This window comes from Azospirillum sp. TSH58 (assembly GCF_003119115.1).
GTDB lineage: Bacteria > Pseudomonadota > Alphaproteobacteria > Azospirillales > Azospirillaceae > Azospirillum.
The window spans coordinates 378162-405066 of record NZ_CP022363.1; the positions used below are offsets into that span (position 1 = coordinate 378162).

At 67.7% G+C, this 26905-nt stretch carries 22 protein-coding genes and 1 pseudogene; 16 read left to right on the forward strand and 7 right to left on the reverse strand.

The annotated features are described in order from the left end of the window. The first annotated feature begins 182 nt into the window (after nucleotides 1–182). From TSH58p_RS01585 to TSH58p_RS01640, 12 genes are all read left to right on the forward strand, one after another. Nucleotides 183–848, forward strand: coding sequence for an amino acid ABC transporter permease (locus TSH58p_RS01585; RefSeq protein WP_109068191.1), 666 nt, complete (start codon nucleotides 183–185; stop codon nucleotides 846–848). 36 nt (nucleotides 849–884) lie between these two features. Further along, nucleotides 885–1640, forward strand: a complete 756-nt coding sequence (locus TSH58p_RS01590; RefSeq protein ID WP_109068190.1) for an amino acid ABC transporter ATP-binding protein — start codon at nucleotides 885–887, stop codon at nucleotides 1638–1640. A gap of 11 nt (nucleotides 1641–1651) precedes the next feature. Next, on the forward strand, nucleotides 1652–2491 hold the full coding sequence (locus TSH58p_RS01595) for an ABC transporter substrate-binding protein (RefSeq protein ID WP_109068189.1): 840 nt from the start codon (nucleotides 1652–1654) through the stop codon (nucleotides 2489–2491). A gap of 71 nt (nucleotides 2492–2562) precedes the next feature. Beyond that, nucleotides 2563–3633 (forward strand): arginase family protein, encoded by a 1071-nt coding sequence (locus TSH58p_RS01600; protein ID WP_109068188.1) that lies wholly within the window; start codon nucleotides 2563–2565, stop codon nucleotides 3631–3633. Nucleotides 3634–3768: 135 nt separating this feature from the next. Beyond that, on the forward strand, nucleotides 3769–4962 hold the full coding sequence (locus tag TSH58p_RS01605) for a hydantoinase/carbamoylase family amidase (RefSeq protein WP_109068187.1): 1194 nt from the start codon (nucleotides 3769–3771) through the stop codon (nucleotides 4960–4962). Between the two features lie 148 nt (nucleotides 4963–5110). Beyond that, nucleotides 5111–5686, forward strand: coding sequence for a helix-turn-helix domain-containing protein (locus TSH58p_RS01610; protein WP_256380038.1), 576 nt, complete (start codon nucleotides 5111–5113; stop codon nucleotides 5684–5686). A 567-nt stretch (nucleotides 5687–6253) separates the two neighbouring features. After that, the gene (locus TSH58p_RS01615; protein WP_109068186.1) at nucleotides 6254–7273 is read left to right on the forward strand and encodes a TRAP transporter substrate-binding protein; all 1020 of its coding nucleotides are present in this window, start codon (nucleotides 6254–6256) and stop codon (nucleotides 7271–7273) included. A gap of 102 nt (nucleotides 7274–7375) precedes the next feature. Next, entirely contained in the window at nucleotides 7376–8557 is a 1182-nt protein-coding gene (locus TSH58p_RS01620; protein WP_109068185.1) for a mandelate racemase/muconate lactonizing enzyme family protein, read from the forward strand. Nucleotides 8558–8589: 32 nt separating this feature from the next. After that, nucleotides 8590–9180 carry a TRAP transporter small permease gene (locus TSH58p_RS01625; protein ID WP_109068184.1) on the forward strand — a complete coding sequence of 197 codons (591 nt, stop codon included), beginning with the start codon at nucleotides 8590–8592 and terminating at the stop codon, nucleotides 9178–9180. Beyond that, a complete protein-coding gene (locus TSH58p_RS01630; protein ID WP_109068183.1) occupies nucleotides 9177–10460 on the forward strand; it encodes a TRAP transporter large permease in 1284 nt (427 codons plus the stop codon). Before TSH58p_RS01625 ends, TSH58p_RS01630 begins: the two co-directional genes overlap by 4 nt. A 119-nt stretch (nucleotides 10461–10579) precedes the next feature. Further along, on the forward strand, nucleotides 10580–11254 hold the full coding sequence (locus TSH58p_RS01635; RefSeq protein ID WP_109068182.1) for a GntR family transcriptional regulator: 675 nt from the start codon (nucleotides 10580–10582) through the stop codon (nucleotides 11252–11254). Nucleotides 11255–11375: 121 nt separating this feature from the next. After that, on the forward strand, nucleotides 11376–11975 hold the full coding sequence (locus TSH58p_RS01640) for a YigZ family protein (protein ID WP_109068181.1): 600 nt from the start codon (nucleotides 11376–11378) through the stop codon (nucleotides 11973–11975). On the opposite strand, the gene TSH58p_RS01645 is transcribed toward TSH58p_RS01640, so the two are convergent. From TSH58p_RS01645 to TSH58p_RS01680, 7 genes are all read right to left on the reverse strand, one after another. Further along, the gene (locus TSH58p_RS01645) at nucleotides 11917–12801 is read right to left on the reverse strand and encodes a helix-turn-helix domain-containing protein (protein WP_109068180.1); all 885 of its coding nucleotides are present in this window, start codon (nucleotides 12799–12801) and stop codon (nucleotides 11917–11919) included. The genes TSH58p_RS01640 and TSH58p_RS01645 overlap by 59 nt on opposite strands. A gap of 58 nt (nucleotides 12802–12859) precedes the next feature. Further along, entirely contained in the window at nucleotides 12860–13711 is an 852-nt protein-coding gene (locus tag TSH58p_RS01650; RefSeq protein WP_109068179.1) for an alpha/beta fold hydrolase, read from the reverse strand. A 49-nt stretch (nucleotides 13712–13760) separates the two neighbouring features. After that, complete coding sequence (locus TSH58p_RS01655) at nucleotides 13761–14129, reverse strand: nuclear transport factor 2 family protein (protein WP_109068178.1); 369 nt, start codon at nucleotides 14127–14129, stop codon at nucleotides 13761–13763. Nucleotides 14130–14690: 561 nt separating this feature from the next. Then, nucleotides 14691–15905, reverse strand: a complete 1215-nt coding sequence (locus TSH58p_RS01665; RefSeq protein WP_109068177.1) for a PepSY domain-containing protein — start codon at nucleotides 15903–15905, stop codon at nucleotides 14691–14693. Between the two features lie 10 nt (nucleotides 15906–15915). Then, entirely contained in the window at nucleotides 15916–18426 is a 2511-nt protein-coding gene (locus TSH58p_RS01670) for a TonB-dependent receptor (RefSeq protein WP_146205817.1), read from the reverse strand. A 125-nt stretch (nucleotides 18427–18551) separates the two neighbouring features. After that, nucleotides 18552–19538: a FecR family protein gene (locus tag TSH58p_RS01675; RefSeq protein ID WP_109068175.1), complete on the reverse strand. Its 987-nt coding sequence runs from the start codon at nucleotides 19536–19538 to the stop codon at nucleotides 18552–18554. A gap of 134 nt (nucleotides 19539–19672) precedes the next feature. Beyond that, nucleotides 19673–20191, reverse strand: a complete 519-nt coding sequence (locus tag TSH58p_RS01680) for an RNA polymerase sigma factor (RefSeq protein ID WP_109068174.1) — start codon at nucleotides 20189–20191, stop codon at nucleotides 19673–19675. Nucleotides 20192–20513: 322 nt separating this feature from the next. Here TSH58p_RS01680 and TSH58p_RS01685 point away from each other — a divergent pair, with 322 nt between their 5' ends. The 4 genes and pseudogenes from TSH58p_RS01685 (at nucleotide 20514) to TSH58p_RS01700 (ending at nucleotide 26905) form a co-directional block, all read left to right on the forward strand. Further along, nucleotides 20514–21086 carry a sugar O-acetyltransferase gene (locus TSH58p_RS01685; RefSeq protein ID WP_109068173.1) on the forward strand — a complete coding sequence of 191 codons (573 nt, stop codon included), beginning with the start codon at nucleotides 20514–20516 and terminating at the stop codon, nucleotides 21084–21086. A gap of 216 nt (nucleotides 21087–21302) precedes the next feature. Beyond that, entirely contained in the window at nucleotides 21303–24617 is a 3315-nt protein-coding gene (locus TSH58p_RS01690) for a DEAD/DEAH box helicase (RefSeq protein WP_146205816.1), read from the forward strand. Between the two features lie 42 nt (nucleotides 24618–24659). Next, nucleotides 24660–24755 (forward strand): annotated as a pseudogene (locus TSH58p_RS01695) (transposase); the annotation flags it as partial. A gap of 650 nt (nucleotides 24756–25405) precedes the next feature. Next, a complete protein-coding gene (locus TSH58p_RS01700; RefSeq protein WP_109068171.1) occupies nucleotides 25406–26905 on the forward strand; it encodes a carboxylesterase in 1500 nt (499 codons plus the stop codon).

Genomic DNA, 26905 nt, shown 5'->3' on the forward strand with positions numbered 1-26905 from the left:
CAAGGCAAGATGAGAGAGCCTCGGCCCCATTCACTACCCCCGATTGAACATTCAAAAAGCCCGAAACCGGCGCCCTGCGCATCGTCAAACCCCATTGACAGTGCCAAATCAATCAAGCATTTTGAACGCCATTCAAAATTAGGTCTGGCGACAAAGCCAAACCATGAACAGGGGCATCGGCGATGGGGTACGAATGGCAGTTTGCCATAATACTTGAGTATTGGCCGATTTTCGCACGCGGGGCCATTACGACCCTCCAGATAACGTTACTGTCGTCCGCCATCGGGTTGCTGATCGGCCTCTTGGTCGGCGTGAGCCGAGAATCATCCGGTATCTTTGTAAGATCCGTCACATCGATCTATGTGGAGATGATTCGCGCGACTCCGGCGCTCGTGCAGATTGTCTGGCTTTACTACTGCTTCCCGATCATCTTCGGTTACCAACTCAGCGCGATGACCTCGATCATCATCGCCCTGGGCATCCATTCCGGAGCCTACGTGTCGGAGATCGTGCGGGCCGGCATCAACGCGGTGGACACCGGCCAGTTTCTCGCCGCCAAGTCGATCGGCATGAACCACTTCACGGCGCTCCGCCGCATCATCCTGCCCCAGGCCGGACAGAAGATGATCCCGCCGCTGATCAACGAATTCGCCAACCTGATGAAGCTGACGACGCTCGGCTCGATGATCGCGGTCTATGAGCTTCTTCAGGAATCCAACAACCTCATCGCCACGACCTACCGTCCGCTTGAGGTCTACACGTTCCTGGCGATCTTCTTCTTCTTCATCACCTACCCTTGGATCTGGTTGTCGCAGCGCCTGGAACGGCGCCTGAAGATGCGGGCCTGACCGATCCTCGCACGATCCTCCGGTGGAGTTTCCCCTATGTTGCGCATCACCAACCTCGGGAAGAGCTACGGCAGCGCGCGCGTCCTGAGCGGCATCGATCTCGACGTGCAGCCCCACGACGTCGTGGCGATCATCGGACCCAGCGGCTCCGGCAAGAGCACGCTTTTGAAATGCATCAACTTCCTGGAACGCTACGACGAAGGCGAGGTCCGCTTCGGCGATGAGCTGGTCGGCTACGTCGAGGCCGACGGCCAGCGGCGGCTGGCCACCGAGCGCCAGACCAACCGGCTGCGCGCCGAAATGGGCATGGTCTTCCAGAACTTCAACCTGTTTCCCCACATGACGACGCTCCAGAACGTCATCGAGGGACCGATCCAGGTCAAGGGTGTCGCGCGCGACGAGGCGGTCCGCCACGCCGAGCAGCTGCTCGCCAAGGTCGGGCTGGCCGACAAGCGCGACGTCCGCCCGACCAAGCTGTCGGGCGGGCAGCAGCAGCGCGCCGCGATCGCCCGCGCCCTGGCGATGCGCCCGCGCCTGATGCTGTTCGACGAGCCGACCTCGGCGCTCGACCCCGAACTGGTCGGCGAGGTGCTGACCACCATGCGCGAACTCGCCGCCGAAGGCATGACCATGGTGATCGTCACCCACGAAATGAGCTTCGCGCGCGACGTCGCGAGCCGGGTCGTCTTCATGGAAGGCGGCCGAATCGTCGAAGAGGGGCCACCAAGCAAGATTTTCACCAACCCGGACAACGCGAGGACCCGCGCGTTCCTTGCCCGCGTCCTGCATTGAAGAGGCTGAACATGTCCGCATTCCGCACGCTGATCTCGTCGCTGGTGGTTGGCGCCCTGGTGACCTTCGGCGCCGTCAAGGCCCAGGCCGCCGGCGAGGTCGAGAAGATCGTCCGGCAGGGCGAGCTGAAGATCGGCTACATCCCCTCCCCGCCCGGCACCGCCAAGGACCCCAAGACGGGCGAACTGACCGGTTTCTACGTGGACGCAGCGCGCGCCATCGCCGAGCAGATGGGCGTCCGCCCGGTCTTCATCGAGACGACCTGGGCGAACTTCGTCGCCGGGCTGCAGGCCGGCCAGTTCGACATGTCCATCGGCGCGACCTTCGCCACCGTGAAGCGCGCCACCGTCGTCGACTTCACCAAGCCGATCTTCTATCTCGGCAGCGTCGCCGTGGTGAAGAACGACGAGGCGCGCTTCGCCTCGCTGGCCGACATGAACAAGCCGGACGTGCGCATCGCCGTGGTCCAGGGCACGGCCGCCGAGGACTTCGTGCGCCGCACCATCCCCAACGCCAAGCTGACCTCGCTGGCCGGCGGCAACCTGACCGCGGGCTTCATGGAGGTGGCGGCCGGCCGCGCCGACGCCAGCTTCGAGGATCTGTTCACCGCCACCCGCTTCACCGAACAGCAGCCGGGCGTGAAGATGCTGTTCAACGACCGGCCGGTGAACTTCCTGCCGATCGCCTGGACCGTCCGCAAGGGCAACAGCGAGCTGCAGTCGGTCCTCAACGTCGGGCTCGACAACCTGCTGACCTCCGGCCAGTGGGACATGATCGCCGCCAAGTACATCACCGGCGGCCGCTACGTGAACGAGCCCGCCCTGCGCGAATTCCCTAAGCAGGCTCCCTGATCCCCGGCCCTGCCGCCCGACCCGATCCCCATCGGTCGCCCTGAAAACCCCCGAAGAGGACATCTGCGTCCATGCCGCAATACCCGAGCTGGCAGGATACCCTGGCCGGCAAAACCTGGCGCACGACCCACTTTCCCCGCATCAAGGCGGACATGCCGACCTTCCTCGGCGTTCCCTACGCCATCCGGGACGAGGATCTGGCCGGCGCCGACGCCGTCATCATCGGCGCGCCCTTCGCCGCCGGCTGGGGAACCAAGTACAGCGGCGTCGACAAGGCCGAATGGCTGGCCGCCACCGTCCGTGTCCGCCAGCAGTCGATCCGCTACCGCGGCGGCTACGTGCAGGACTTCGACCTCGACATCTTCGAGCATCTGAAGGTCGTCGATTACGGCGACGTCGACATCCCCATCGAGGCCAGCTACGAGGGCACGGTCGAGCGCATCCTGGAAGCGCAGGAGGCCGTCGAGCGCAAGGTCAAGGCGGCGCTGGCCGCCGGCGCCGTGCCGATCGTCATCGGCCAGAACTCGCCCTGCGCCTCCTACGCGATCGGCCGGCCGGTGGCCGAGCATGTGAAGGGGCCGGTCGGCATGATCAGCCTCGACACCCACTGGGACTGCTGGCCCTACGACTGGGCCACCATGAACGATCACATCGCCGGCTCGACCAACTGGAAGGACAAGCTGTTCCGCGACTGCCCCAGCTACGCCATCCGCAACCTCGTCGAGATCGGCGAGCGCGGCATGCTGGAGAATCCGGAGATCGTCCGCCACTACCTCCGCAACGGCGCCTGCTTCATGCCGATGTGGAAGATCCGGACGGAGCTGGGCATCCAGGGGGTGATCGACAACCTGCGCCACGCCTACGACGGCACGGCCGGCGTCTACGCCCATTTCGACATGGACGTGCTGGGCGGGGCCGGCCCGACCGAGGGCGACGTCCTGGGCGAACTGGCCGAGCCGATCGGCATGACCGACTATGAGGCGATCCGCATCGCACACGAGGTCGGCAAGCGCGGCTGCGACGGGCTGTCCTTCCTGTGCATCCCGCCCGGTTCGGCGATCATGTACCGGGTCATCGTCTACGCGGTGACCTACTTCCTGGCGGGCCTCGCCATGCGCAAGGCCGGCCAGACCGGGACCTGACGGACCCGGCGGCGGGGAGCGGCGCCCGCGCCCCGGTGCACGCGCGCTCCCCGCCCCTTCTCCACCGTTTCCCTTCCTACGAACCTTGCGAAGCGCCCCGTCCGTCGGCGGCGGAGGCGCTGGGATTTCCGATCGATGCTCAACGTCAATGGCGACGCCGTTCTGACGACCCTGCGGACCCTGGCGGGATTCGGCGCGGTGGGGTCCGGCGTCTGCCGGCCCGCGCTCTCACCGGCGGACCTCGCGGCCCGCCGCTGGCTGGCCGGCGAAATGGAAAGGATCGGTCTCAGGGCGACCATCGACGCGGTGGGCAACCTGTATGGCGCGGCGCCCGGCGCCGGCCGGTCGGTGCTGATCGGTTCCCATTCCGACAGCGTGCCGACCGGCGGCTGGCTGGACGGCGCGCTCGGCCTCGCCTATGGGCTGGAGATCGCCCGCGCCTGGATGGAGGCCCGCCCCGGCGCGCCGGTCGGCATCGACCTGATCGACTTCTCCGACGAGGAAGGCCGGTTCCTGAGCTGCCTGGGCAGCCGCTCCTTCTGCGGCGACCTGCCCGGCCTGCCGGCCGGTTTCGCCGAGGAGGCGGCCAGCGCCGGTCTGGGCACCGCCCCGCACAGCCGTTTGGACCCGCAACGCCACCGCGCCTTCTTCGAGGCCCACATCGAGCAGGGGCCGCGGCTGGAGGCCGCCGGTCTCCCCATCGGCGTGGTCACCGGGATCTTCGGCATGCGCCGCTACGCCGTGCGGTTCGATGGCCGCGCCGACCACGCGGGCACCACCCCGATCGCGCTGCGCCGCGACGCCGCCCGCCTGCTTTACCGCTTCGCCGACGCCTGCCACCACCGCTTCCGCCAGGCCGGTTCGGCGGACAGCGTGTGGAACCTGGGCAAGGTGTCGCTGCAGCCCGGCGCCGTGAACGTCGTCGTCGAGCGGGGGGAGCTTCTGCTGGAATTCCGCGACCTCGACCCGGTGGCGCTGGACGGCTTGAGCGCCGCGCTGGCGGCCCTGGTCGGCGAGTTCGACGGCCAGGAGGGGGTGCGGGTCTCGCTGGAGGAGGCCGGGCGTCTGGCGCCGGTGTCGCTGGACGCCACGCTTCGGGGATTGGTTGCCGACGCCGCCGCCGCCCGTGGCGCCCGGTCGATGCCGCTGCCGAGCGGGGCGATCCACGACGCGATGGTGCTGGCGCGGAGCGTCCCCACCGCCATGCTGTTCGTGCCGAGCATCGGCGGGCGGAGCCACACGCCGGTGGAGGACACGCGGGCGGACGACATCGTGCTGGGCGCCCATGTGCTCGCACAGGCCGTTTTCGCCTGCGCCGAGAGCCTGTGAGCGGACGGTCCCGAGGCCGCATCCCGAAGCCGCATCGCTGTGGCGGAGGTTGGTCCGGGACGATAGGATGGCGGCCTTCGGAGACTGCGCCGGTGTGTCTCGGCACGGTTTTCGGGAAAAAGTGCGCGGAGCGTGAAAGTCGGGGATGATGCAGGACGAATTTCTGTCCGAAAATTTTGGCAGACGGCTCCATGAGCTGCGCGTGGCGCGCAAGATGACCCTGTCGAGCCTGGCGAAAAGCTGCGACTGCTCGGTGGCGCTGCTGTCGAAGATCGAGAAGGGCAAGGCCCGGCCATCGCTCAACACGCTGCACAGGATCGCCACGGCGCTCGACACCAACATCGGAAACCTGCTGCCGACGGAGCGGGCCCAGCCGGCGATCATCGTTCGGAACGGGGATCGCCCCATCCTGTCCGACGGCTTGCTGCGCGGGCGGGACGGTGTGCAGCTCGAAGCCCTGTCCGTGCTCGCCCCGGGCAGTTCCTTTCAGGTGAACATCCATCATGTGGCCGTCGGGGGACGCTCCGACGGCTGCATCACCCATCCGGGCGAAGAGTTCGTCTATGTGCTGTCGGGTGAGATCGACCTGATCCTGGGCGACGAGACCACCCGGATGAGCGCGGGGGATGCCGCTTTCTTCGCATCCGAGATTCCTCACGGCTACGCCAATCCGGGGACCGTTCCGGCCGCGGTCCTGTGGCTCAACTCTCCGCCCACCTTCTAGAAGTCCGGTGGGACAGGCGTCCCCGTTTCCGCTGCGGCCACCGCGGACCGGCATGGGAACGGGGTACGACCCCTAGAAATCGGGGGACCCGGACACAGGCCGCTGTGCCGCCGGGCTCCCCGCCCGGCGGTTGCGCCGGGTCGGGCAACGCCCTCCGCATCGACTCCGTCCCTGGCACGCCCCCCGAGTCAAAGGGGCCGTCCAAGCGCGCCCTTATCGGACGTTGATCGATCCGCGCGTCTGGCGACGACCGACACACCACCCTGCATCCAACCGGGCGAACAGGACGGTGCCATGCCCGCCGTCCTGCGGCGCACCGGCTTTCCGACCCCGACGCGCCGCATCGGCTTCGGGCGGCGTCGGCCGCCCCCCACTCCACACAGCGCAAGGACGCCTCTCCTCCGAAGCCCGCCTTCGGCGGCCCACCCGTCTGCGAGGGGACGGATTCATTTCGAACGCAAATGACCTTGATAATGCCTGATGCATCAGGCATTGTGCGCGTCATCAACCTTTCGGGACCGGCACAGAACCGGCTCCCTGGATAATGCGGATCGGAGGAGCGCCCCTATGAACGTCGATAAACTGCCCATCGTCCTGACGGTCGCCGTGGCGGCGCTGTTCGCCGCTGTTCCGGCCAAGGCGCAGACCGCGGAGCGCACCATGCGCCTCTCGGCCGCCGTCGCGCAGGATCACCCCTTCGCCGCCGGGGTTTCGGCACTGACCGCCTGCGCGGCCGAGAAGTCGGGCGGCAAGATGAAGATCCAGAGCTTCTGGAACGCCGCGCTGGGCAGCGACATGCAGGCCGTGCAGCTCGTGCGCGGCGGCTCGCTGGACATGGTGGTGGCCTCCACCTCGCCGCTCGCCTCGCTGGTGCCGGCCATGGGCGTCTTCGACCTGCCCTTCCTGTTCGAGAACGAGAAGGAAGCCGACCGCATCCTCGACGGCGCCGTCGGCCAGCAGCTGTCCGAAAAGCTCCAGGGCGTCGGGCTGGTCAATCTCGCCTACTGGGAGAACGGGTTCCGCAACCTCACCAACTCCCGCCGGCCCATCCAGAAATGGGAGGACCTGGGCGGCACCAAGATCCGCGTGATGCAGAATCCGGTGTTCATGGACACCTTCTCCACGCTGGGCGCCAACGCCGTCCCCATGGCCTTCAGCGAGCTGTTCACGGCGCTGGAGACCCGCGCGGTCGACGGCCAGGAGAACCCCTACGCCAACATCGAGACGGGCAAGTTCTACGAGGCGCAGAAATACCTGTCGGTCACCAACCACGCCTACACGCCGGCGGTGATCCTCTACTCCAAAAAGATCTGGGACGGCCTGTCGTCGGCCGAGCGGGACGTGCTCCAGTCCTGCGCCGCGGTGGCCCGCACCGAGGAGCGCCGGGTGAACCGCGAACAGTCGGAAAAGTCGCTCGCCCGCCTGAAGGACCTCGGCATGCAGGTGAACGAGCTGTCCGCCGAGGAGCGCAAGCGCATGCTCCAGAAGGTGGCGCCGGTCTATGAGAAGCACGCCGCGGCCATCGGCGCCGACACGATGACCCTGCTGCAATCCGAACTCGACCAGCTGCGCCAAGCCAAGCCGTAACGCATCCCCACAATCCACGGGCAATCCACAGGCAGTCTGCGGGCGGGCCGCGGGTCCGCCCGTGGAGCCGCGCGCCCGTCCGATCTCCCTATGGGAACCCCGATGCTCATCAAAAAGATCGACACCTTCGTCCTGAAGACTCCGCTGAACGCGAAGACCTTCTATTCCTCCCAGGCGGCTTTCCCGGAGCGCAACAGCCTGCTGGTCCGCATCACCACCGACGACGGCCTGATCGGCTGGGGCGAGGGCGGGCAGTACGGACCGGCGGAGCCGCCGGAAAGCTGCATCATCGACGTGCTGGCCCCCCGGCTGATCGGCCGCCGCGCCGACCAGCCGGTGCGGGTGTTCGAGGATCTCTATTCCTTCTGCCGCGACTTCGGCCAGAAGGGCACCTACATCGAGGCTCTGAGCGCCATCGACATCGCGCTGTGGGACCTGTGGGGCAAGTCGCTGAACCGGCCGGTGCACGCGCTGATGGGCGGCGCCTTCCGCGACAAGGTCGCGGCCTACGGCACCGGCTGCTACTACCCGGACTATTTCCGCGACACGCCGCGCATGATGGCCGCACTGGCCGAGGAGGCGCAGCGCTACCGCGAGGCCGGGCTGCCGGCGATCAAGATCAAGATCGGCCTGCTGCCGATCGCCCAGGACATCGAACGGGTGGCGCTGGTCCGCGACGTGCTGGGGTCGGACACCCTGATCATGGTCGACGCCAACCACGCCTACAACACGGCCGGCGCCATCCGGATCGGGCGGGCGCTGGAGCGGTTCGACGTCCGCTGGTTCGAGGAGCCGGTGCCGCCGGAGGACCGCAAGGGCTACCGCCGCGTGCGCGATTCCATCGACGTGCCCATCGCGGGCGGCGAGTGCGAATACACCCGCTACGGCTTCCGCGAGCTGCTGGCCGAGGGCTGCATCGACATCGCCCAGCCGGACCTGTGCTGCGCCGGCGGCTTCACCGAGTGGCAGAAGATCCTGGCCCTGACCACCGCCCACGGCGTGATGACCGTTCCGCACATCTGGGGGTCCGGCATCGCGCTCGCCGCGGCGCTCCAGGCGCTGGCGACGGCGCCGCTGGTTCCCTACACGGCGCTCGGCGTGCCGCTGCAGAACGAGCCGATGGTGGAGTTCGACCGCACCCACAACCCGCTGCGCGACGATCTGCTGGTCGACAACTTCACGCTGGTGGACGGCGGACTCGCCGTGCCCGGCGGGCCGGGCCTGGGTGTGGAGGTCGATCCCGACCAGCTCGCCCGCTACACCGTGTGGTCGCGCAGCGCGTGACCGGGTTGGAGACGTCCCGGCGGAGATCCGTGATGTGGAACGGCACCCTCTTCTTCAAAATCCTCGACGGCATCCTGGTGGCCTGCATCGCGGCGATGCTGGTCATGGTGTTCGGCAACGTCGTGCTGCGCGCCGTCTTCAACAGCGGCATCGACGTGTCGGAGGAGCTTCCACGCTTCCTGTTCGTGTGGATGACCTTCATCGGCGCCGTGATCGGATTCCGTGAAGGCGCGCATTTCGGCGTGGACGCCCTGGTCCGCCTGCTGCCGCGCGCCGGCAAGAAGGTCTGCTGGGCGATCAACCAAGTCGTCATTCTGGTCTGCTGCGCGGTCATCGTCCAGGGCACGCTCCTCCAGCACGATCTGAACGCGACGAACCACGCCCCGGTGACCGGCCTGTCGATGATCTGGGTCTTCGGCGTCACCTACCTGACCGGCGGTGCGATCGGGCTGATGTGCATCCTGAACCTCGTCCGGCTGGCGCTCGGCAAGGTCGGCGACGACGAGCTGATCCAGGTCGAGGAGGAGGGCATGGGCGAGGTGAACCCGAACCGGCTCAAGGGACCCGGCACGCTGCCGGGCACGCTCACAAGCCCGAACACGCTGAAGGAAACGGCGCCGTGACCATCTTCATCTTCGTCGGCAGCCTGCTGGGCGCGATGGCGCTGGGGCTGCCCGTCGCCTTCGCTCTGATCGTCTCCGGCCTCGCCCTGATGGCCTTCATGGGGATGCTCGACCCCCAGATCGTCGTGCAGAGCATGTGGGACGGCGCCAACAGCTTCCCGCTGCTGGCCGTGCCCTTCTTCATGCTGGCCGGCGAGTTCATGAACGCCGGCGGCATGTCGCGGCGCATCATCGCCATGGCCATGGCCTGGGTCGGGCATCTGCGCGGCGGGCTTGGCTTCGTCGCGGTGTTCGCGGCGATCCTGATGGCCTCGCTGTCCGGCTCGGCGGTGGCGGACACGGCCGCGCTGGCCTCCATCCTGCTGCCGATGATGCGGCAGGCGGGCTACGACATCCACCGCTCCGGCGGGCTGATCGCGGCGGGCGGCATCATCGCGCCGGTCATCCCGCCGTCGATCGGCATGATCCTGTACGGCGTCGCCGGGCAGGTCTCCATCACCAAGCTGTTCCTGGCCGGCATCGTGCCGGGAATCCTGATGGGCGTGGCGCTTCTCATCACCTGGTGGTGGCTGGCCCGCCGCGAGATCCTGACCACGCCGCCCAAGGTGCCGCTGCGCGAGCGGCTGCGGCTGACCGCCGACGCCTTCTGGGCGATGCTGCTTCCGGTGGTCATCATCGGCGGGCTGAAGACCGGCGTCTTCACGCCGACCGAGGCGGCGGTGGTCGCCGCGGTCTACGCCATGTTCGTCGGGCTGGTCATCTACCGCGAGTTGAAAATCGCCGACCTGTACGGGCTGATGCTGTCGGCGGCGAAGACGACGGCGGTGGTGATGTTCCTGGTGGCGGCGGCCGGCATCTCCGCCTGGCTGATCACCGCGTCCAACATCCCGGCCCAGCTCGCCGATCTGCTGGCCCCGGTGATGGACAACCGGCTGCTGCTGATGATCGCGCTGATGGTCATCGTGCTGATCGTCGGCACCGCGCTGGACTTCGCGCCGACCATTCTGCTGATGGTCCCGGTGCTGATGCCGATCATCAGGCAGGCCGGCATCGACCCGGTGTACTTCGGTGTCCTCTTCATCATGAACAACGCCATCGGCCTGATCACCCCGCCGGTCGGCACGGTGCTGAACGTGGTCTGCGGCGTCGGGCGCATGTCGATGTCGAACCTGATGAAGGGGGTCGGCCCCTTCCTGCTGGCGCAGACCGCCGTGCTGTTCCTGCTGGTGCTGTTCCCCGAGCTGGTGATGGCGCCGCTGGCCTGGTTCACGGCGCGGTGACGGGCCCCGATGCCCCAAGGACGTGAAGGCGGATTTGAAGGCGGGGGAGGCACGGTGCTAAAATGTCGGACCTGACGCGGCGCCTCCGTCTGCGGCGATTCACTGAGGAACGGTCTTCCATGCTCGACGGCAACGGTCCCCTCGACACGGCCTCCATCGGCGAGCAGGTCACCGAGCGGCTGCGGAGCGAGATCATCTCCGGCCGGCTGGCGCCGGGGTCGCGGCTGATGCTGGACCAGTACAAGGCGTTGTGGAACATCAGCATCACGCCGCTGCGCGACGCCGCCAAGCGGCTGGAGGCGGACGGGCTGGTCCACATCTACCCGCGGCGGGGCATCTTCGTGGCGGAGATCGACCGCAACGCCCTGATGGAGGTGTTCCAGCTCCGCATCGCCCTGGAGCCGCTGGTGACGGAGCTGGCCACCCCCCACGCCCCGGAGGCCGAGGTGGAGGCGATGACCGAAGCCTACATCGCCGCCGGCCGCCCCGCCCCGGAGGCGGAACGGCAGGCCCGCCTGCAGGAGGTGGACGAGGTCATCCACGACTTCGTGCTGGCCCACTGCCCCAACCAGCGGCTGGCCCGCATCATGGCCACACTGCGGGATTCGGTGGCCTGGTGCCGGAACGCGGTGATCGAGAAGGTGCCGAACGCCTTCGATCCCTCTCTGGAGGAGCACATCGCCATCTGCAAGGCGCTGCGCGCCAAAGACGCCGAGGGGGCGGCGGCGGCGATGCGCGACCACCTGATCGCCACCCGTGACCGCACCTTGAAGGCCATGGAGGGCCGGGCATAAAGGGCGGTGTGGCGCAACTCCGAACGGTCCTGTCGCAATTTCCCCATCGCACGACTAGGTTCCATCGTCACATGGGAAGGCCGGCCTCCGGGCTGTGCGGGAATAATGGCGGCGAAGGACAATGTTCACCCTTACGAAGAACGAGCACTTCGAGCAGGACATCAAGAAAAGCCGCTTCCTCGCCTCGGCGGGTCCGGTCAACACCGAGCAAGAGGCGCGTGACGTCATCGCTGCGTTCAGCCAGCGCGATGCGGGTCACAATTGCTGGGCCTTCCGGATCGGCGACCTCTACCGGTCCAACGATGACGGCGAGCCCGGGGGAACGGCGGGACGTCCGATCCTCCAGGCCATAGACGGCCAGAACCTGGATCGGGTGGCGGTGGTGGTCAGCCGCTGGTTCGGTGGCGTTCTTCTCGGTGCGGGCGGGTTGATGCGCGCCTATGGCGGCACCGCGGCCGCCTGTCTCCATGCCGCCGAACGCCAGCCGATCATCGCCTTCGCCGCCCTGTCCGTCACCTGCGCCTTCGCCGACGAGGCCAGGATCCGGGCGGGACTTGGCGCCTTCCCCGCGGCGCTTGCCGAGACCAACGGCTTCACGCCCGACGGCGTGCTGCTCCAGATCAGGATTCCCTGCGGTCAGGTGGACGATGTCGTCCGCATGATCACGGATGTTTCGCGTGGTCAAGCGACGGTCCAGACCGGGCAAGCGCCTGCCGCATGACGGCCGCCGTGGCGCTGTCGGTCGGAAAGAAGGCCTCGATGGCCAATTCGGACAATGTGACGTCCACCGCCGTTCCGAACACCGTCGTGGTGCTGAAGAAGCTGAGCGTCCCGGCCTCCGTCCGGAGCCGCAGGGGAACCACCACGCCATCATGCGACGGCAGCGGCTCGCTCCGGCTGTTCGGCGAGTTGAGGGCGGATCCGTCGGGCACCGGATACCCCTTCAGCTCGTCGAACAGCGCGGTCAGCACGGGATCGTCGCTGGCGTCGATCTGGCGGGTCAAACGGTGCAGGATATGGGCCCGCCATTGGGCAAGGTTCTCGATCCGCGGCGCCAGCCCGGACGGGTGGAGGCTGAGGCGCAGCACATTGACCGGAGGCTGGAGAAGATCCGGCGCGGCACCGGCAAGCAGCGGAGCGACCGCCCGGTTGGCCGCGACCAGCGTCCAATGCCGGTCCACGGCCAACGCCGGGTGAGGCTCGTGCCCGGTCAGCACGAGATCGACGGCCCGGCGCGCGGCCTGCATCTCCGGGTCGTCCAACCGGTGTTCGGAAAAGACCGGCGCGAAGCCCGCGGCGGCGAGCAGCGCGTTGCGGTCGCGCAAGGGGATGTCCATCCGTTCCGCCAGATGGAGCAGCATGGTGCGGCTGGGCTGCGAACGCCCCGTTTCCAGGAAGCTGACGTGCCGGGTCGAGACGTCGGCCTCGCAGGCGAGATCGAGCTGGCTGAAACCGCGCCGCTTGCGCCATGCGCGCAGCAACTCGCCGACCGGCTGGCGCGGCACGGTCCGGGAGGACGGACGGTGCCGGGTCGCTGCCTGCGTCATGGTTCCAACTCCCTCTCGGCGTTCGTGTTGTTTTGCAGCTCCATGCTATCAGCGCCGACTACCGGGCATCCAGGAAAGCCAGAAGATCGCGGTTGAAGCGGTCCATGTGCGTCAGGAACAGGCCGTGCGGAGCCCCCTCGTAAACGATCAGCGTCGCGTTCGGCATCAAGGCGGCGGTTTTCCTCGAGGTGATGCCGAGCGGGCTGGAGACGTCCAGGTCGCCATGGACCAGCAGGGTCGGCACGGCGATGCCCGGAAGCTCCCGTCGGAAGTCGGTGGACGTGGTCGCCCGATGGCAGTCCAGCAGCGCCTTCATCGAAGCCTGCAAGGCCATCGACTTCACCCAGTCCATCATGCCCGCCGAACTGTCCGCCGTCAGGAAGGGGCGAATGTTGTCCTCCAGCCATTTCGGGAAGTCCCGCATCAGGCATTCCGAGCGGAAGGTCTCGAAGACAGCGGGATCGATTCCGTCCGGATCGTCGTCGGTGCGGGCGAGGGTCGGCGTCGCCGTGCCGACCAGGACCGCCCGGGACACACGATCGCTGCCATACCGGCTGAGATAGCGGATGATCTCGCCGCAGGACATGGAATGGCCGACCAGGGTGACGCCGCGCAGGTCCAGCCGGTCGAGCACGGTGGCGAGGTCGTCGGCCAGCCGGTCGAAGTCGAAGCCGCGTCCCGGATCGCTCGACCGCCCATGGCCGCGCCGGTCATAAGCCACGCAGCGGCATCCACGCTCCGCCAGCGCCAGCATCTGGTAGGCCCAGGAGTCGGAGTTCAGCGACCAGCTGGACAGGAAGACGACGGGTTTTCCCTGCCCCCAGTCCCGGTAGAAGAGCCGCACGCCATCGTCCGTGTGGATGAAGCCGGGCTGGGTCGGGTTGGCGCTGGATGCCGGGGTCATGCTCATGGTCGGTTCTCCTGTGTTCGGAACGCAGCGGGGCGGGAAATCCGGTGCGCTACGCACCCGCCGGGACCCGATCTAGAAAGCCGGTCACCGAGCGGATGCGCCCGTCGGCGGCCAGCTGGACAAAGTCGGTGCCGCCGGCCACGGACTCGGCGTCCGCCGCGGCGAGGGTCCAGGAGAAGCGCACATGGTCGTTGTGACCGTCGGGCGTGCCGCGCAGGATGAAGCGGCAATCCGGGAAACGCTGCTGCACGGCGCCGATGAGCGCGTCGATGGCGTCGTGGCCGTCCGCCTGCGCCATCGGGTCGAGGTAGCGCGCATCATCGGTCCAGTGCTCGGCGACCAACGCACGCCGGCGGTCGGGGGCGGCCTCGTTCCAGGCGGCGAGGTAATGATGGGCGACATGGACGGCGTTCGTCATGCGGAACTCCTTCGTTGGACGGTCCGGATCGGCCGGACATCCGCAGCATCGTCGTTCCGCGAACGGTGCGCGATTACGTGGCAGGTAAAGGAAAAGCCCGAGATCGGGTCATCGGGCGCCTCTTGCCCTGGGTGTTGATCGGGCCGTCGGGGAGGATCCCGCTCCGACGGGGTTGGGGCGCGTTTCCGCTGCGGGTCTGTCGGGAAAGGGTGGGCACCTCCACTCCTCACGACACCCCCTGCCGACCTCCGCGGCTCGGTCGCCGACGCCAACCATCCCGGCGCGGACATGGCGGGCGTTCGCAAGACAGCCGACAGGACAGCGGTGAAGTGGAGAACTGGCGACGCTCATCGTCACCACGGCCCTCCGCATCTGGTGCGTGTCAGGGCACGACGGCACCCTCGAATGGGTGGACGGGTTCAATCACCGGCGCTTGCTCGGCCCCATCGGCAACATTCCTCCCGCCCTGGCCGAAGCGCGCTGCCATGCCCAAACCGAGGACGTCGCCATGGCGGCGTGACTCAAGCCAAATGGCCTCCGGGAAACCCGGCGCGGTTCAGTTTAGCCCCGCCCTTGCCCTCCCCTGCCGACCGCGTTTCCCCGGCGCGACCGCAACTTCCGCCACCAGATCAGGGTTCCCGTCACCGACAGCACCGCCACCACCAGCCCGGCGAGAGCGACCGCAACGCGACCCGCCCAGCCGAACATGCGGCCGGAGTGGAGCGGGAATTGCCAGAGCAGAAAGCGGTCGGCCGCCGTCCCACTGACATAGCCGTCCCGTCCGGCGATGCCCCCGCTGTCGCCCTGGACATAGACCTCTTCCCGCGCGACGCGAAAGGCGCCCTCCCGGAACCCCGGCTCCGCGAAGCCGACGCGATAGACCCCCGGGCCGGGAAGATAGGCCATGTAGCGCAGCGGCCAGTCCGCGCAGCCCGCCGGCAAGACGGCGCGCGCGGCCTGCGCCGCTTCGGTCCAGCCGATCGTCGGCGGTCCCGTCACGCCGCCGCGCCTCGGCATCGCCGCGACGGAGGGCGGGCTGACCGTGCCGAAAACGGCGACCACCGGCCGGAAGACCTCGCCGGGCAGGTTCATGGCCACGCTGGTCACGGCCAGTAGGGCGAGGATGCTCCACAGCCACAGCCCGCCGGCACGGTGCAGATCGAGGGTGAGGCGGTGGCCGCCGGCCGCTCGCTTGATGCCCCAGGCCGGCCGCCATTTGCGCCAGAAGGCCCCACGCCACGGGAACTGGCTCCGCGGCAGGGTGAGGAAGCCCGCGACGACTCCATCCAGAATCCACAGGACGGACACGACGCCAAGCAGCCAGCGCCCCCAATCCCCCGGCAGATGCAGGTTGTGATGCAGCGCGACCAGGAAGGGGACGGCGTGGGCCCGGTCGAAACGCAAGGCCCCCGCCTCGCGCCGGCCCAGGATGCGGCCATCGGCCGGGTCCAGCCAGACCTCGTTGTAGCCAGGCTGGAAGGGTCGCCCCGTCGCCGGGTCCAGGCGCGGCGCGACCGAAGCCCACACCGCCTCGCCGGGCCGTTTCGGCGGGTAGAGGTAGGTGAGGCGCACCCGCGGGTCGGCGGCCTCCAGCCGCTCGACCAGCGCCGACAGGGCAAGCGGCCCGGCCGTGGCGTCGACCCGCATCGAGGGGTTGAGCCAACGGTCCAGCTCGTCCCGGAAGACGATGACGCTGCCCGTCAGGCCGGCCACCAGGAGGAAGGCCGCGATCGCCAGCCCGATGACCCGGTGCGCAAGAACCGCCGCGTGACGCATCCTTTACGGCTCAGAAGCCGACGCTGGCCGACAGGGCGAAGGTCCGCGGCGCCCCGGTGGACAAGGCGCCCAACTGCGGCGATGCCGAGGCCCAGTAGCTCTTGTCGAACAGGTTGGTGACGCGGGCCCGCAGCTCGATCGGAGTGTCCTTGGCCTCGACGAGATAGGAGGCGCCGACGTCGAAGCGCGTCCAGCTCGGGATTCTCTGGGTGTTGGAGGCGTTCACATACTGGCCGCTCGTATGGACGGCGCCGCCGGACAAGGTCAGCCCGTCCAGGAACGGCGTGTCCCATTCCAGCCCGAGATTGAGCTGCACGTCCGGCGAGGCGATCGCGTCCTTGCCGTTGTTGACCCCGCCGGCCGTCTTGGTCTGGACCGCGTCCAGAACCATCACGCCGCCCAGCAGCCGCAGCCCCTCGGCGAGTTCACCGTAGCCGTAGAGTTCGAGGCCGCGGTTGCGCTGTTCGCCGTCGACGCCGAAGACCGGCAGGCCGCCCGTGCGGCTCGCCGTCGACAGGCCGCTGGGCTGGGTGATCTGGAAGGCGCTGAAGGTCGCCCCGAACCGGCCGAGGTCGAGCTTGACCCCGGCCTCCAGTTGCTTGGACACGAAGGGCGCGAAGACCTGGCCGGCGTTCGCCGTGCCGCTCGGCGCCACCGGCCCCTGGGACAGTCCCTCGATGTAGTTGGCGTAGAGCGAGAGGCGCGGATCGGGCTTCACCACCAGCGCCACGGCGGGCGTCGTGGCGCTCTCGCTGTAGCGGCTGGTCTGCCGGCTCGGTACGGCGCCGTTGTAGCTGTCGGTCGTCACCTGCTGGCGCCGCAGGCCCAGCGTCAGCTGCACCCGCTCGTCGAGAACGGAGAGCGTGTCGGCGATGGCGAGGCCGGCGAGCCTCTGGCGGCTGAGCAGCCGCGGATGGGTGTCGTAGCCGGAAAGGTTCGGCTTCGGGATGACCACCGGGTTGTAGAGGTTGGAGGCGACCGTGTTCAGCGTGTAGGTCACGTTGTAGCGGGTCTGCCAGACGGCGCTGGCGCTCAGATTGACGCGATGGTTCACCGGCCCGGTGTCGAAATCGGTGCGCAGGCCCGTTTCGGCGGTCTGGGAATTCACGTCGTCGAAGAAATAGAGGTTCCGCTCCGTGAAGTTGCCGTTCAGGGCGGTGATCGTCGGCACGCTGACCAGCAGGTCGGTCGGGTTCTGGCGGAAGCCGGCCGAGGCGTAGGCGGTGACGGAGGAGCCGAGATCCACCTCGCCCTTCAACGCCCCGTGCAGCGACTTCAGCTCCACGAACCCCCAGGGCTGGGCGAAGTTCGTTCCGGCCTTTGGCGCGCCCGGCACGTCGGTCAGGGTCGGGGACACGCTGGCCGCGCGCATCGGCGCCTCGGTCCTCCGCTCCAGATAGCCGAGGTCGCCTGACAGGCGGAAGGCGTCGCCCCGGTAATCGACGCCGGCCGTCGCGTGCTTGATCTCGGCCGACTGGTTGTCGATGGCGGTGTCGCCCTTGCCGTAGACGGCGTTGACGCGCACCCCGAACGCGTTGTCCGGCCCGAAGCGGCGACCGACGTCCGCATGGCCCGCCACATAGCCGTCGGATTCGTAACTGGTGGTGAAACGGGTCAGGGGCTCGTCGCCCGCCCGCTTGGGCACGAGGTTGATGACGCCGCCGAGCGAGCCGCCGGGCGGCACGCCGCTGACCAGCGCGCTCAGCCCCCGCAGCACCTCGACCCGCTCGATCCCTTCCAGCGAGGTGAAGGTGCGGGGCGCGACGCCGAAGAGGCCGCCGAAGGCCACGTCGCCCGCCCCGACGGCCAGCCCGCGCAGGGAGAAGCTGTCGCTGTAGCCGCCGCGCGACGACCAGTCGCTGCGGATGGAGGGCTCGTTCGCCAGCACGTCGGCCAGCGACTTCGCCTGCTGGCTCTCGATGGTCCGGGCGGTGTAGCTGGAGGTCGCGAAGGGCGTGTCCATGACATCGCGGTTGCCGAGCAGCCCCACCTGCGAGCCCCGCGCCACCTGCCCGCCGGCATAATCCGGCGGCCGTCCGCCGAGGACGGACGTGCGCGGCGCCCTCGCCGCCCCCTCCACCATCACCGGGTCCAGCAGGACGGCACCGTCCTGCGATGCCGCCTTGGTCAGCAGCACCGTGCGGTCGTCGATGAAGCGGCCGGTGACGCCGGTTCCGGTGAGCAGGCGGCGCAACGCCTCGTCCACCGTGAAGCGGCCGGCGACGGCCTGCCCCTGGATGCCCGTGACGGTGGCGCTGTCCACCGTCACCTGGACACCGCCCTGCCGGCCGAAGGCGTTCAACGCGCTCGCCAGCGGCTGGGCCGGAATGTTGAAGGCGCGCTGTTCGGCGCCCGGCGCGGCCTCGGCCACGCGCTCCTCGGCAAGCACCGGCGCTGCGGCCGACAGCGCGACCATCACGGTCGCCGCCAGAAACCCCGCGCCGCGCCGCCGCAGGCCCCCCGGCCCGCTGCCCGCCTTGCCCCCCAAGCGGACAGCCTCACCCTTCAGAAAACCCCCCATCGCCCAAAACCCCTGCATCTCGTCATCGACCGATCATGCGATTGCGTTTCAATCGCACTTCCGATCAAAGACACCGAGATCAGGCGCGTTTTTCACGATTGCCGAAAATTTTTAGCGGCGCCCCGTCAGGGCATCGACAGGACGTGCAAAAACGGCGTGAGCGTGCGCAATCGTCCGCCATGGGGTTGGACGATCGCCTGCAGGGCACGCTCGGGCTGGCGCAGATCGTACAGACCGGTGACGCGGCGTTCCGCCAGTTGGGCGCTCTCAAGCAAAATCCAGCCGGGCTGGTAGCGGCGCAGCTCGTCGACCACCTCGGCCACCGTGGCGTTGTCGACGAACAGGTAACCCTCGCGCCAAATGGCGACGTCGCCGGGTGCCAGTTCCCCGCGAACGGCGCGCCCGCCGGCACGATCGACGGTCAGACGCTGCCCCGCGCCCAACCGCTCCTCCATCGGCGGACCGCCGTCGTGGCGAACCGCGACCACGCCGGATTTCACGCTGACGGTCGTGGTCGCCGGATCGAGGCGCACGTCGAAGGCCGTGCCGACGACCGTGACGGCCACGCCGCCGGCCTCGACGATGAAGGGACGCGCGGAATTCGGCGTGACCTCGAAGAAGGCTTCCCCAGCCAGCAGCCGCACGCCGCGCCGGTTCGGACCATCCTCCGTGTCGATGGCGCTCCGGGGGCCGAGATGAACCGTGGAGCCATCGGCCAGCGTTACGCTGCGCAATTCCCCGGCGCCGGTGGTCTGGTCGGCGCGCAGGCGCGTCAGGGTGTCGGCGTTGACCATCAGCATCAGGCTGGCAGCCAATGCGGCCCCGGCAAGCCCCAGACCAGCGGGCCAGCGCGACCGACGACGCGGCGACCGCGCTTTCCGATCCGCAGGAACCCCGGCAGGCTCCCAACGGGCCGAATGGACCGGTGGCACGGCACCGATCAGCACCCAGGTCCGTTCCGCCTGCGCCCAGGCGCGGCCATGGTCGCTGTCGGCCGCGATCCAGGCCGCCAAACCACGGCGCAGGGCGGCGTCATCCGGCTCCGCCTGGAGACGCAGCAACCAGTCCATCGCCTCCTCCAGAGGCTGATCCGGTCTTTCGTCCGTCGTCATGGACTTCGTGCTTCTTTCCTTGGCCGCCTTCGCGAATCGATCATCTGCCCGCCACGTTGGAACGGCATTGCCCTATCTCACACAACACAGCCGGCCACGCATTCTTTTTTCCCGGAAACGCCGTGCCGTCCCCGTCAGCCCGACGGCGGGCCGAGCCGAGCCGCGACGTGCATCAGCGCCCGATGCACCAGTCGATGGACAGTCGGGACCGACATGCCGAGATGGTCGGCGACCTCCTGAAGAGTACAGCCGCCGAAGCGGTGCATCTCCAGCGCGATCCGGCCATTCTCCGGAAGTTCGGCCATGGCCGCCGCGACGCGCTCCATGTCCCGGCTGTGCATGGCGTCCTGTTCGGGGGTGCGGGGCACGGCGGGCACCATCCAATGGGTCCGTTCGTCCTGTTCCTGGCGCTGTTCGCCGCCCTCGCGGCGGCGCCCGTTGAGCGCCAGATTGCGGACGATCCGGTAGAGATAGGCGACCGGATGGTCGATGACCCGGTCCACGAGGTCCGGAGAGGAGGGCACGAAACGCAGGAACGCCTCCTGCACCACGTCTTCCGCCTGTCCACGGTCGCCCACGATCGGCGTGGCGTAGTCCACCAACGCCGCCCGGTGCGTCAGATACAGCTTCAGTTTTCCATCGTCCCGCTGCACGACCCGCCGCCATATCCTCACCGCCGCGCTCAATCCCCACGGACGGACGGCCTGGAGAGCAGACTAATAAGAATGCAAATCATTATCAATTCTCTCCGCGCATAGCCATTCTCCCGGGCCGCTTGAAGGTGCAACCGGGTGCGCAAGGTCTGAAACGACCCTGGAAACAGGGGCACCTCCGCGCCTTTCCCCATCCCCACCCCGCGCAATGGCGGTCCGCGCGTCCAACCCCCGGGTGACCGGGGGGGGGCCACCATCCGCCCGATGAGCGCGAGCTTTCCGACGTTCGCCGGTTGGAGGCATCAAGCAAGGAGGTGTGTTGATGCAACAGCAGGACGGGCGTAGCGAAAAGGCCAAGATGTTGGCGGGTGAACTTTACGACCCTCTGGATCATGAGCTGGTCGTGGGCCGCGAGCGTGCTCGGGACCTCTGCCAAGCCTTGAACGCCACGCGCGAGGCGGAACAGGACGAGCGGCGGCGCATCCTTTGCGACTTGTTTGGTTCAGGCGGCGACACGGTGTGGATGCAGCCACCCTTCTTCTGCGACTACGGATCGAACATCGAGCTTGGAGAACGGGTGCTCTTCAACTTCAACTGCGTCGTGCTGGACGTGTGCCCGGTGCGCATCGGAAGCTTCACTTTCTTTGGTCCCGGAGTGCAGATCTACACACCTCTGCATCCGATGAACGCCGAATTGCGTCGACAACAGGAGTTCGGCAAGCCCGTGGAGATCGGATCGGATGTCTGGGTCGGCGGAGGAGCGCTCATCATGCCGGGCGTGCGGATCGGATCGCGGACGGTGATCGGTGCCGGCAGCGTCGTGACGCGGAGCGTCCCGGACGGCGTGCTCGCCGCTGGCAACCCCTGCCGCGTGATCCGTGAAATCACTGAGTAGGCGGGGTGCCCGTCCGCAGACAGGGACCGTTCGGTCATGAAGCCGGAAAAGAAGCGAAGATTCTCCTCATAGGGCTGAAACGACAACGTGAGCGGGAAAACGCCCGCCGGCCACTTTCGTCCGGAACGCCCATCGAATTTGCTCACTCTGTTGGGAATGAATGGGCGCCGGACTGTTAAGAGCCAACCGCTCCTGTTTCCCCTGACGCAGTGTGCCATGCCTGATGCCGCATCTTTGATGCAATTCGCCCGCACCGCTTTCGCCCTGGGCCGGTCCATGACCTGCGCCGCCCCGGCCGAAGGCGCACTGGCCATCGAGCTTGCCCGAGGCGCCGGCCGTTCGCAGGGGGCGCCGTTGGTCGTGACCCGCAGCGACACCCGGGCTGCCCGGCTCGCCAGGGCGATCCGGGACGTGGCACCAGACCTCGAGATCGTGCTCTTCCCGAATTGGGATGTCCCCCTGGGCGACCGGGTTCAGCCATCGCGCGCTGTTCTTGGGCAACGGGCCGCCGCCATCGCCGCCTTGTCCCGACCGGCCAAGGACACCGGGCGGTTGGTTCTGGCGACCGCCGAGGCGGCGCTGCAGCGTCTCCCACCTCCCGACGCCTGGCCGGACGTCGCGCTGGTCATCGCGACGGGCACACTCTATGACGAGGAGACTTGGCGGAAGCGCCTGGTTGCCGGCGGCTACATCCTCGACGACCGGGTCGACGAACCAGGGGAAGCCGCATTCCGCGGTTCCGTGGTCGAGATCTTTCCGGGCGACGCCGACCGCCCCGTCCGTTGCGACATCGTCGATGGCCGGGTCGCACGGATACGGACCTTTGATCCGGCAAGCCAGCGCTCGACGGGCGACTGCGACCGGATCTCCGTTCATCCGGTGACCGAAATTCCGGCGGCGCCGGAGATCGTCGCGCGGTTGATCCATGGGCTGGAGGGTCGCAGAGACCCGATGGCCGCTGGGCTCGCGGAGGAACTTGCCGCCGGACGGCGTCCCTCCGCTTTCGAGCGCCTTCTGCCCCTGGCCTACGACCGCTTGCCGAGCTTGCTTGAGCTTCTTGCCGACAGTCCCGTCGTTATCGACGAGGGGGTTGGCGACCGTCTGGAGGCGCGGTTCGACGAAGTGGAGGAAGCCGATGCATCGGTCATGCACCTCGACCGCAACGCGTGGGAGACGGGGCTGCGGGGGCGCGCCGTTCTGACCCTGGAGCCCGACGGGCGAGCGTCGTCCAGCGAGGCGCCGGCGGTGTCCGAACGCACCCTCCCCCGCCTCGCCGGAGAGAGGATTGCCGCGGGCGAGGCCGTGATCATTGCCGCCGCGAACGCCGCCGACGCGGCCAGGATGGCGGAGCGGGTGTCGGCGACGACCGGCCGGCCGGTGCCGGTGCTCGACCGGTGGCCGGTGGATGGACCTCCCGTGACGCCGGCAGTCCTGGTGCTTCGGGTCGCGGCGGGCTTCACGTTCGACGGCGTGACGGTGCTCGCCCAGCGTCGCCGTCCGGAGGGCGGAGCCGGCCCGGTCGCCCCGCTGGCACCCGTCGACCTGTCGCCCGACGATCTTGCGGTCCATCTCGACTACGGGATCGGTGCGGTGCGCGGGCTCGAAACGGTTGAGGCCGGGGGCCAGCCGGAAGACGTCCTGGTGATGGAATATGCCCGCGAGAATCGGCTCCTCGTGCCTGCGGCCGACCTCGACCGCGTGTGGCGCTACGGCAGTTGCGACGCCCAGGTGGCGCTCGATGGGCTCAAGGGCGGGAATTGGGTCACCCGCCGTGCGGAGTTGGAGCGCGAGATCGGCCGAACCGCCAAAAGCCTCGTGCGCCAAGCCGAGCGCCGGGCCCGCAAGAAAGCCCCCGTGATCGCGCCGCCGGCCGGACCGATGCGGCGCGTGGCCGCCCGCTTCCCCTACGAGGAGACCGTGGGGCAGCGGCGCGCCATCACCGCCGTGATGGCCGAACTCGCCAGCGGGCGCCCCATGGACCATCTGGTCTGCGCCGACGTCGGCTACGGCAAGACCGAAGTGGCGTTGCGCGCCGCTGCGGCGGTGGCTTTCACCGGCCGGCAGGTTGCCGTCCTTGCTCCGACCAGCGTGCTCGCCCGCCAGCACCTGGAGGTGTTCCGACGGCGGCTGGCCGGCTTGGGCCTGCGCATCGAGCCGTTGACCGGCGGCATGGCGGCGTCGGCCGCAAGGGCCGTGCGCGAAGGCCTCGCCGACGGATCGGTGGCGATCGCGGTCGGCACCCATGCCCTCCTGTCGAAGACGGTGCGCTTCGCCGACCTGGCGTTGGTCGTCGTCGACGAGGAGCAGCGCTTCGGCACCGTGCAGAAGCGGGCATTGGCCCGGCTTTCGGCCGGCGTCCACTGTCTGGCGCTCAGCGCCACGCCGGTTCCGCGGACGCTGCAGGGGGCGCTGGCGGGACTGCGCGGGGTGAGCGTCATCGATACACCCCCGGTGCGGCGGCGCCCGGTGCGCACGCGGGTCATCCCCTATGACCCTTCGGTTCTGCGGTCCGCCTTGATGCGCGAAAAGGCGCGGGGTGGACAGAGCTTCTGCGTCGCTCCCCGGATCGCCGACCTGCCGGCGCTGGAGGCCGAAGTGCGCGCGCTCGCCCCCGGTCTGTCGGTCGCCGTCGCGCACGGCCGTCTCCCCATGGCCGAACTTGATCAGGTCATGTTCGATGTCGCGGAAGGAACGGTCGACGTGCTGGTTTCAACCCCCATCATCGAGACCGGCATCGACATTCCCCGCGCCAACACCATCGTGATCCGCCGTCCCGACCTGTTCGGGCTCGGCCAGCTCCATCAGCTCCGCGGCCGGGTGGGGCGCGGGGGAACGCAGGCCTACGCCTATCTCCTGACCGATCCGGACACGCCGCTCAACGAGCGAACCGAGCGGCGGCTGGGCTCGCTTGAGGCGATCGAAAGCCTGGGCGGCGGCTTCGCCCTCAGTTTGCTCGATCTCGACCAGCGCGGGGCGGGCGACCTGCTGGGAACCGATCAGAGCGGCCATCTGCGGCTGGTCGGAACCGAGCTGTACCAGCATCTGCTGGCCCGCGCGCTGGCCGGCGCCGAGATGGACGATTCCCCCGAACTGCGCCTCGGCGTGCCGCAGACCATACCCGCCGCCTACCTTCCGGAGGAGGAGTTGCGCATCGGGCTGCACCGCCGCCTCTCGCATCTGCGCGACGAAGCGGCGATCGAGCCGCTGCGCGAGGAGATCGAGGACCGCTTCGGGCCGTTGCCGGGAGAAGTCGAGCTGTTGCTGGCGACTGCCGCGCTCCGCGCCCGGTGCCGGAGGCTGGGCGTCGCTGCCTTGGCCGCCGGCCCCTCGGGTGTATCGCTGACCCTGAACGACACGCCCTGCCGAGCCCAGCGCGAAGCGGCGCTGGAGCGTCTGTGGACCGGGCAGGTGCGCCGGACAGACGACCGTCTTATCGTTGCGCTGAGCGCCGAAGGACCATTGGAGATCTTGAGCAATGCACGCGCCGTGCTTGATCAGTTGCCGTCGGCCGGCGCGGCCTGGGTGACATGAGGCGATCCCTGGCCTCCCAGCATGGCGGACTTCGAGCTTTTCCGCCCGACGCTGGACGCGGTGATGATGTTCAGGATCCTGGTGCTGCAAGCGTTGTACGGCTTGTCGGACGAGCAGGCGGAGTATCAGATTTCCGACATCTGATCTGGCTCGATGAGCGAACGGCGCCCGTATGGCGCCAAAACCGCGGCATATTTTTGCCATTCCGCACAAAACCGGGCCTTCGGCCTCCAAAATCGCCGGCTTCTCACCGCCACCACCCCTTTCAGCGGCCTCAACCACCGATCAAGGCCAGCTTATCGAGGTGTTCGCCGGCCTCCCGCTTCCACTCGGAAAACAGGCGAACCGCCTTTCTCAAACGGGCTCTCAGATTTTCCCTGATCGGCGACGCCACTGGCATTCTTTCCTCCCCATCGTGATGGGAAACCGACTCACAGATCACTGTCCTTTGAAATCCTATGCAGTGGTTCAGCAGTGCCGTTCACCGGCATGAAACAAAAACCATAATGATTGCCTGGATTAATCAATATGGTCGTCTTTCATTGGGAAAGCCATTCACCTAGTATGGGCATGCCCAATCACAGGACGCCAAGATTATTGTCCCGGCGTTCCCATGCAGTCGGTTGCAATGACCGGAATGCCTGCCTGTGTTCGGGAGCCTTCACGTCGGTCATCAACATGGGCGTGTCACGCGACGCTTTGGACCTCGTGCATCGAAGCGCCTTCAAAATGGTTACCCTGGTTTGGGGTAGATAAGCGAAGCCTCCGAACTCGAAAGTCATGCTTACATGAAACTATGGGCTTGGAAAATTGCAAAGACAACGGTCGCGCTGATCGCCGTGAGCGCTGTGGTTTTTCTATCTGTGCGCGCCTATGACTCGCAGCGTGGCCTTCCGCTTGAAATCTGGCATACATTTGTACCGAAAGAACTCCATTATAAGGAATTGGAACGTATCGGCTGGCCCGAATACCTGAAGAATGAGGCTGCCATCTTTGACAGCGTGCGATCAGAAGTTACCCAGAAGCTGCCTCCGGAAGAGCGCATTCCGGTCAACCGATATTTCGATGGAAGCCCAATCTATCCTGGGCAGTTCTCACAGGACTGGAATCGTTCCTATGTGCTTGAGCCCAACGGCCCTGTCAAAGGAGCGGTTCTGTTCCTTCACGGTTTGACCGACTCACCCTACAGCCTTCGTCACATCGCCCGTCTTTATCAATCGTACGGCTTCGTCTCCATCGCCATACGGTTGCCCGGACACGGCACGGTTCCCGCGGGTCTGACCGATATCGAATGGGAAGATTGGTTGGCCGCCACCCGGTTGGCGGCGCGGGAAGCGCAGCGGCGCATCGCTCCGGACCAACCGCTCCATGTGGTCGGGTTCTCGAACGGCGGCGCGCTTGCTTTGATGTACGCGCTCGACACCCTCGATGAGGCCCGGCTGAAGCGTCCCGACCGCATCGTTCTGATCTCACCGATGATCGGGATCACCGCGTTCGCGCGTTTCGCCGGTCTGGCCGGCTTGCCCGCGATATTCCCCCCGTTCGCAAAAGCCGCTTGGCTTGGCGTTGTGCCGGAATTCAACCCCTTCAAGTACAACTCTTTTCCGGTCAACGGCGCGCGGCAGTCGCATTTGCTGACCTCAGCTCTCCAGAGCAGGATCGCAAGCCGCGCGGGTGGCGGGCTGGACGGGCTGGCGCCGATCCTCACCTTCCAATCGGTGATGGATTTCACCGTCAGCACGCGCGCGATCCTATCCGGACTGTACGCTCACCTGCCCGCCAACGGCAGCGAACTCGTGCTGTTCGACGTGAACCGCAACACCAAGTTCGGCCCGCTCCTGAGTTCGGCGTCCGAAACCATGCTGACGCGCATCCTGCCCGCCCCGCCCCGCCGGTTCAGGACCACGATCATCACCAACGCCGATCCGGAGCGCACCGATGTGGTCGCACGAACGATGGAGGCCGGCACGGAGACGGAGCAGATGCAGGAATTGGGGTTGGTTTATCCCTCCGACGTCTATTCGCTCTCGCACGTCGCCCTTCCGTTCCCGACGAGCGATTCCCTTTACGGCCTTCACCCCGACCCCAACGAGGATTTCGGCATCCATCTGGGCGCGGTGGCCGCCCGGGGAGAGCGTGGAGCGCTGGTTGTCAGCATGGATGCCCTGCTCCGCATGTCATCCAACCCCTTCTTCCCCTACCTGCTGGGGCGGATCGAGGAATCCCTGACAGGGGAAGAGTCCGGGGAAACGTCGAGCCACCTGTCTCCCAACGGCCGGTCTCCCTAG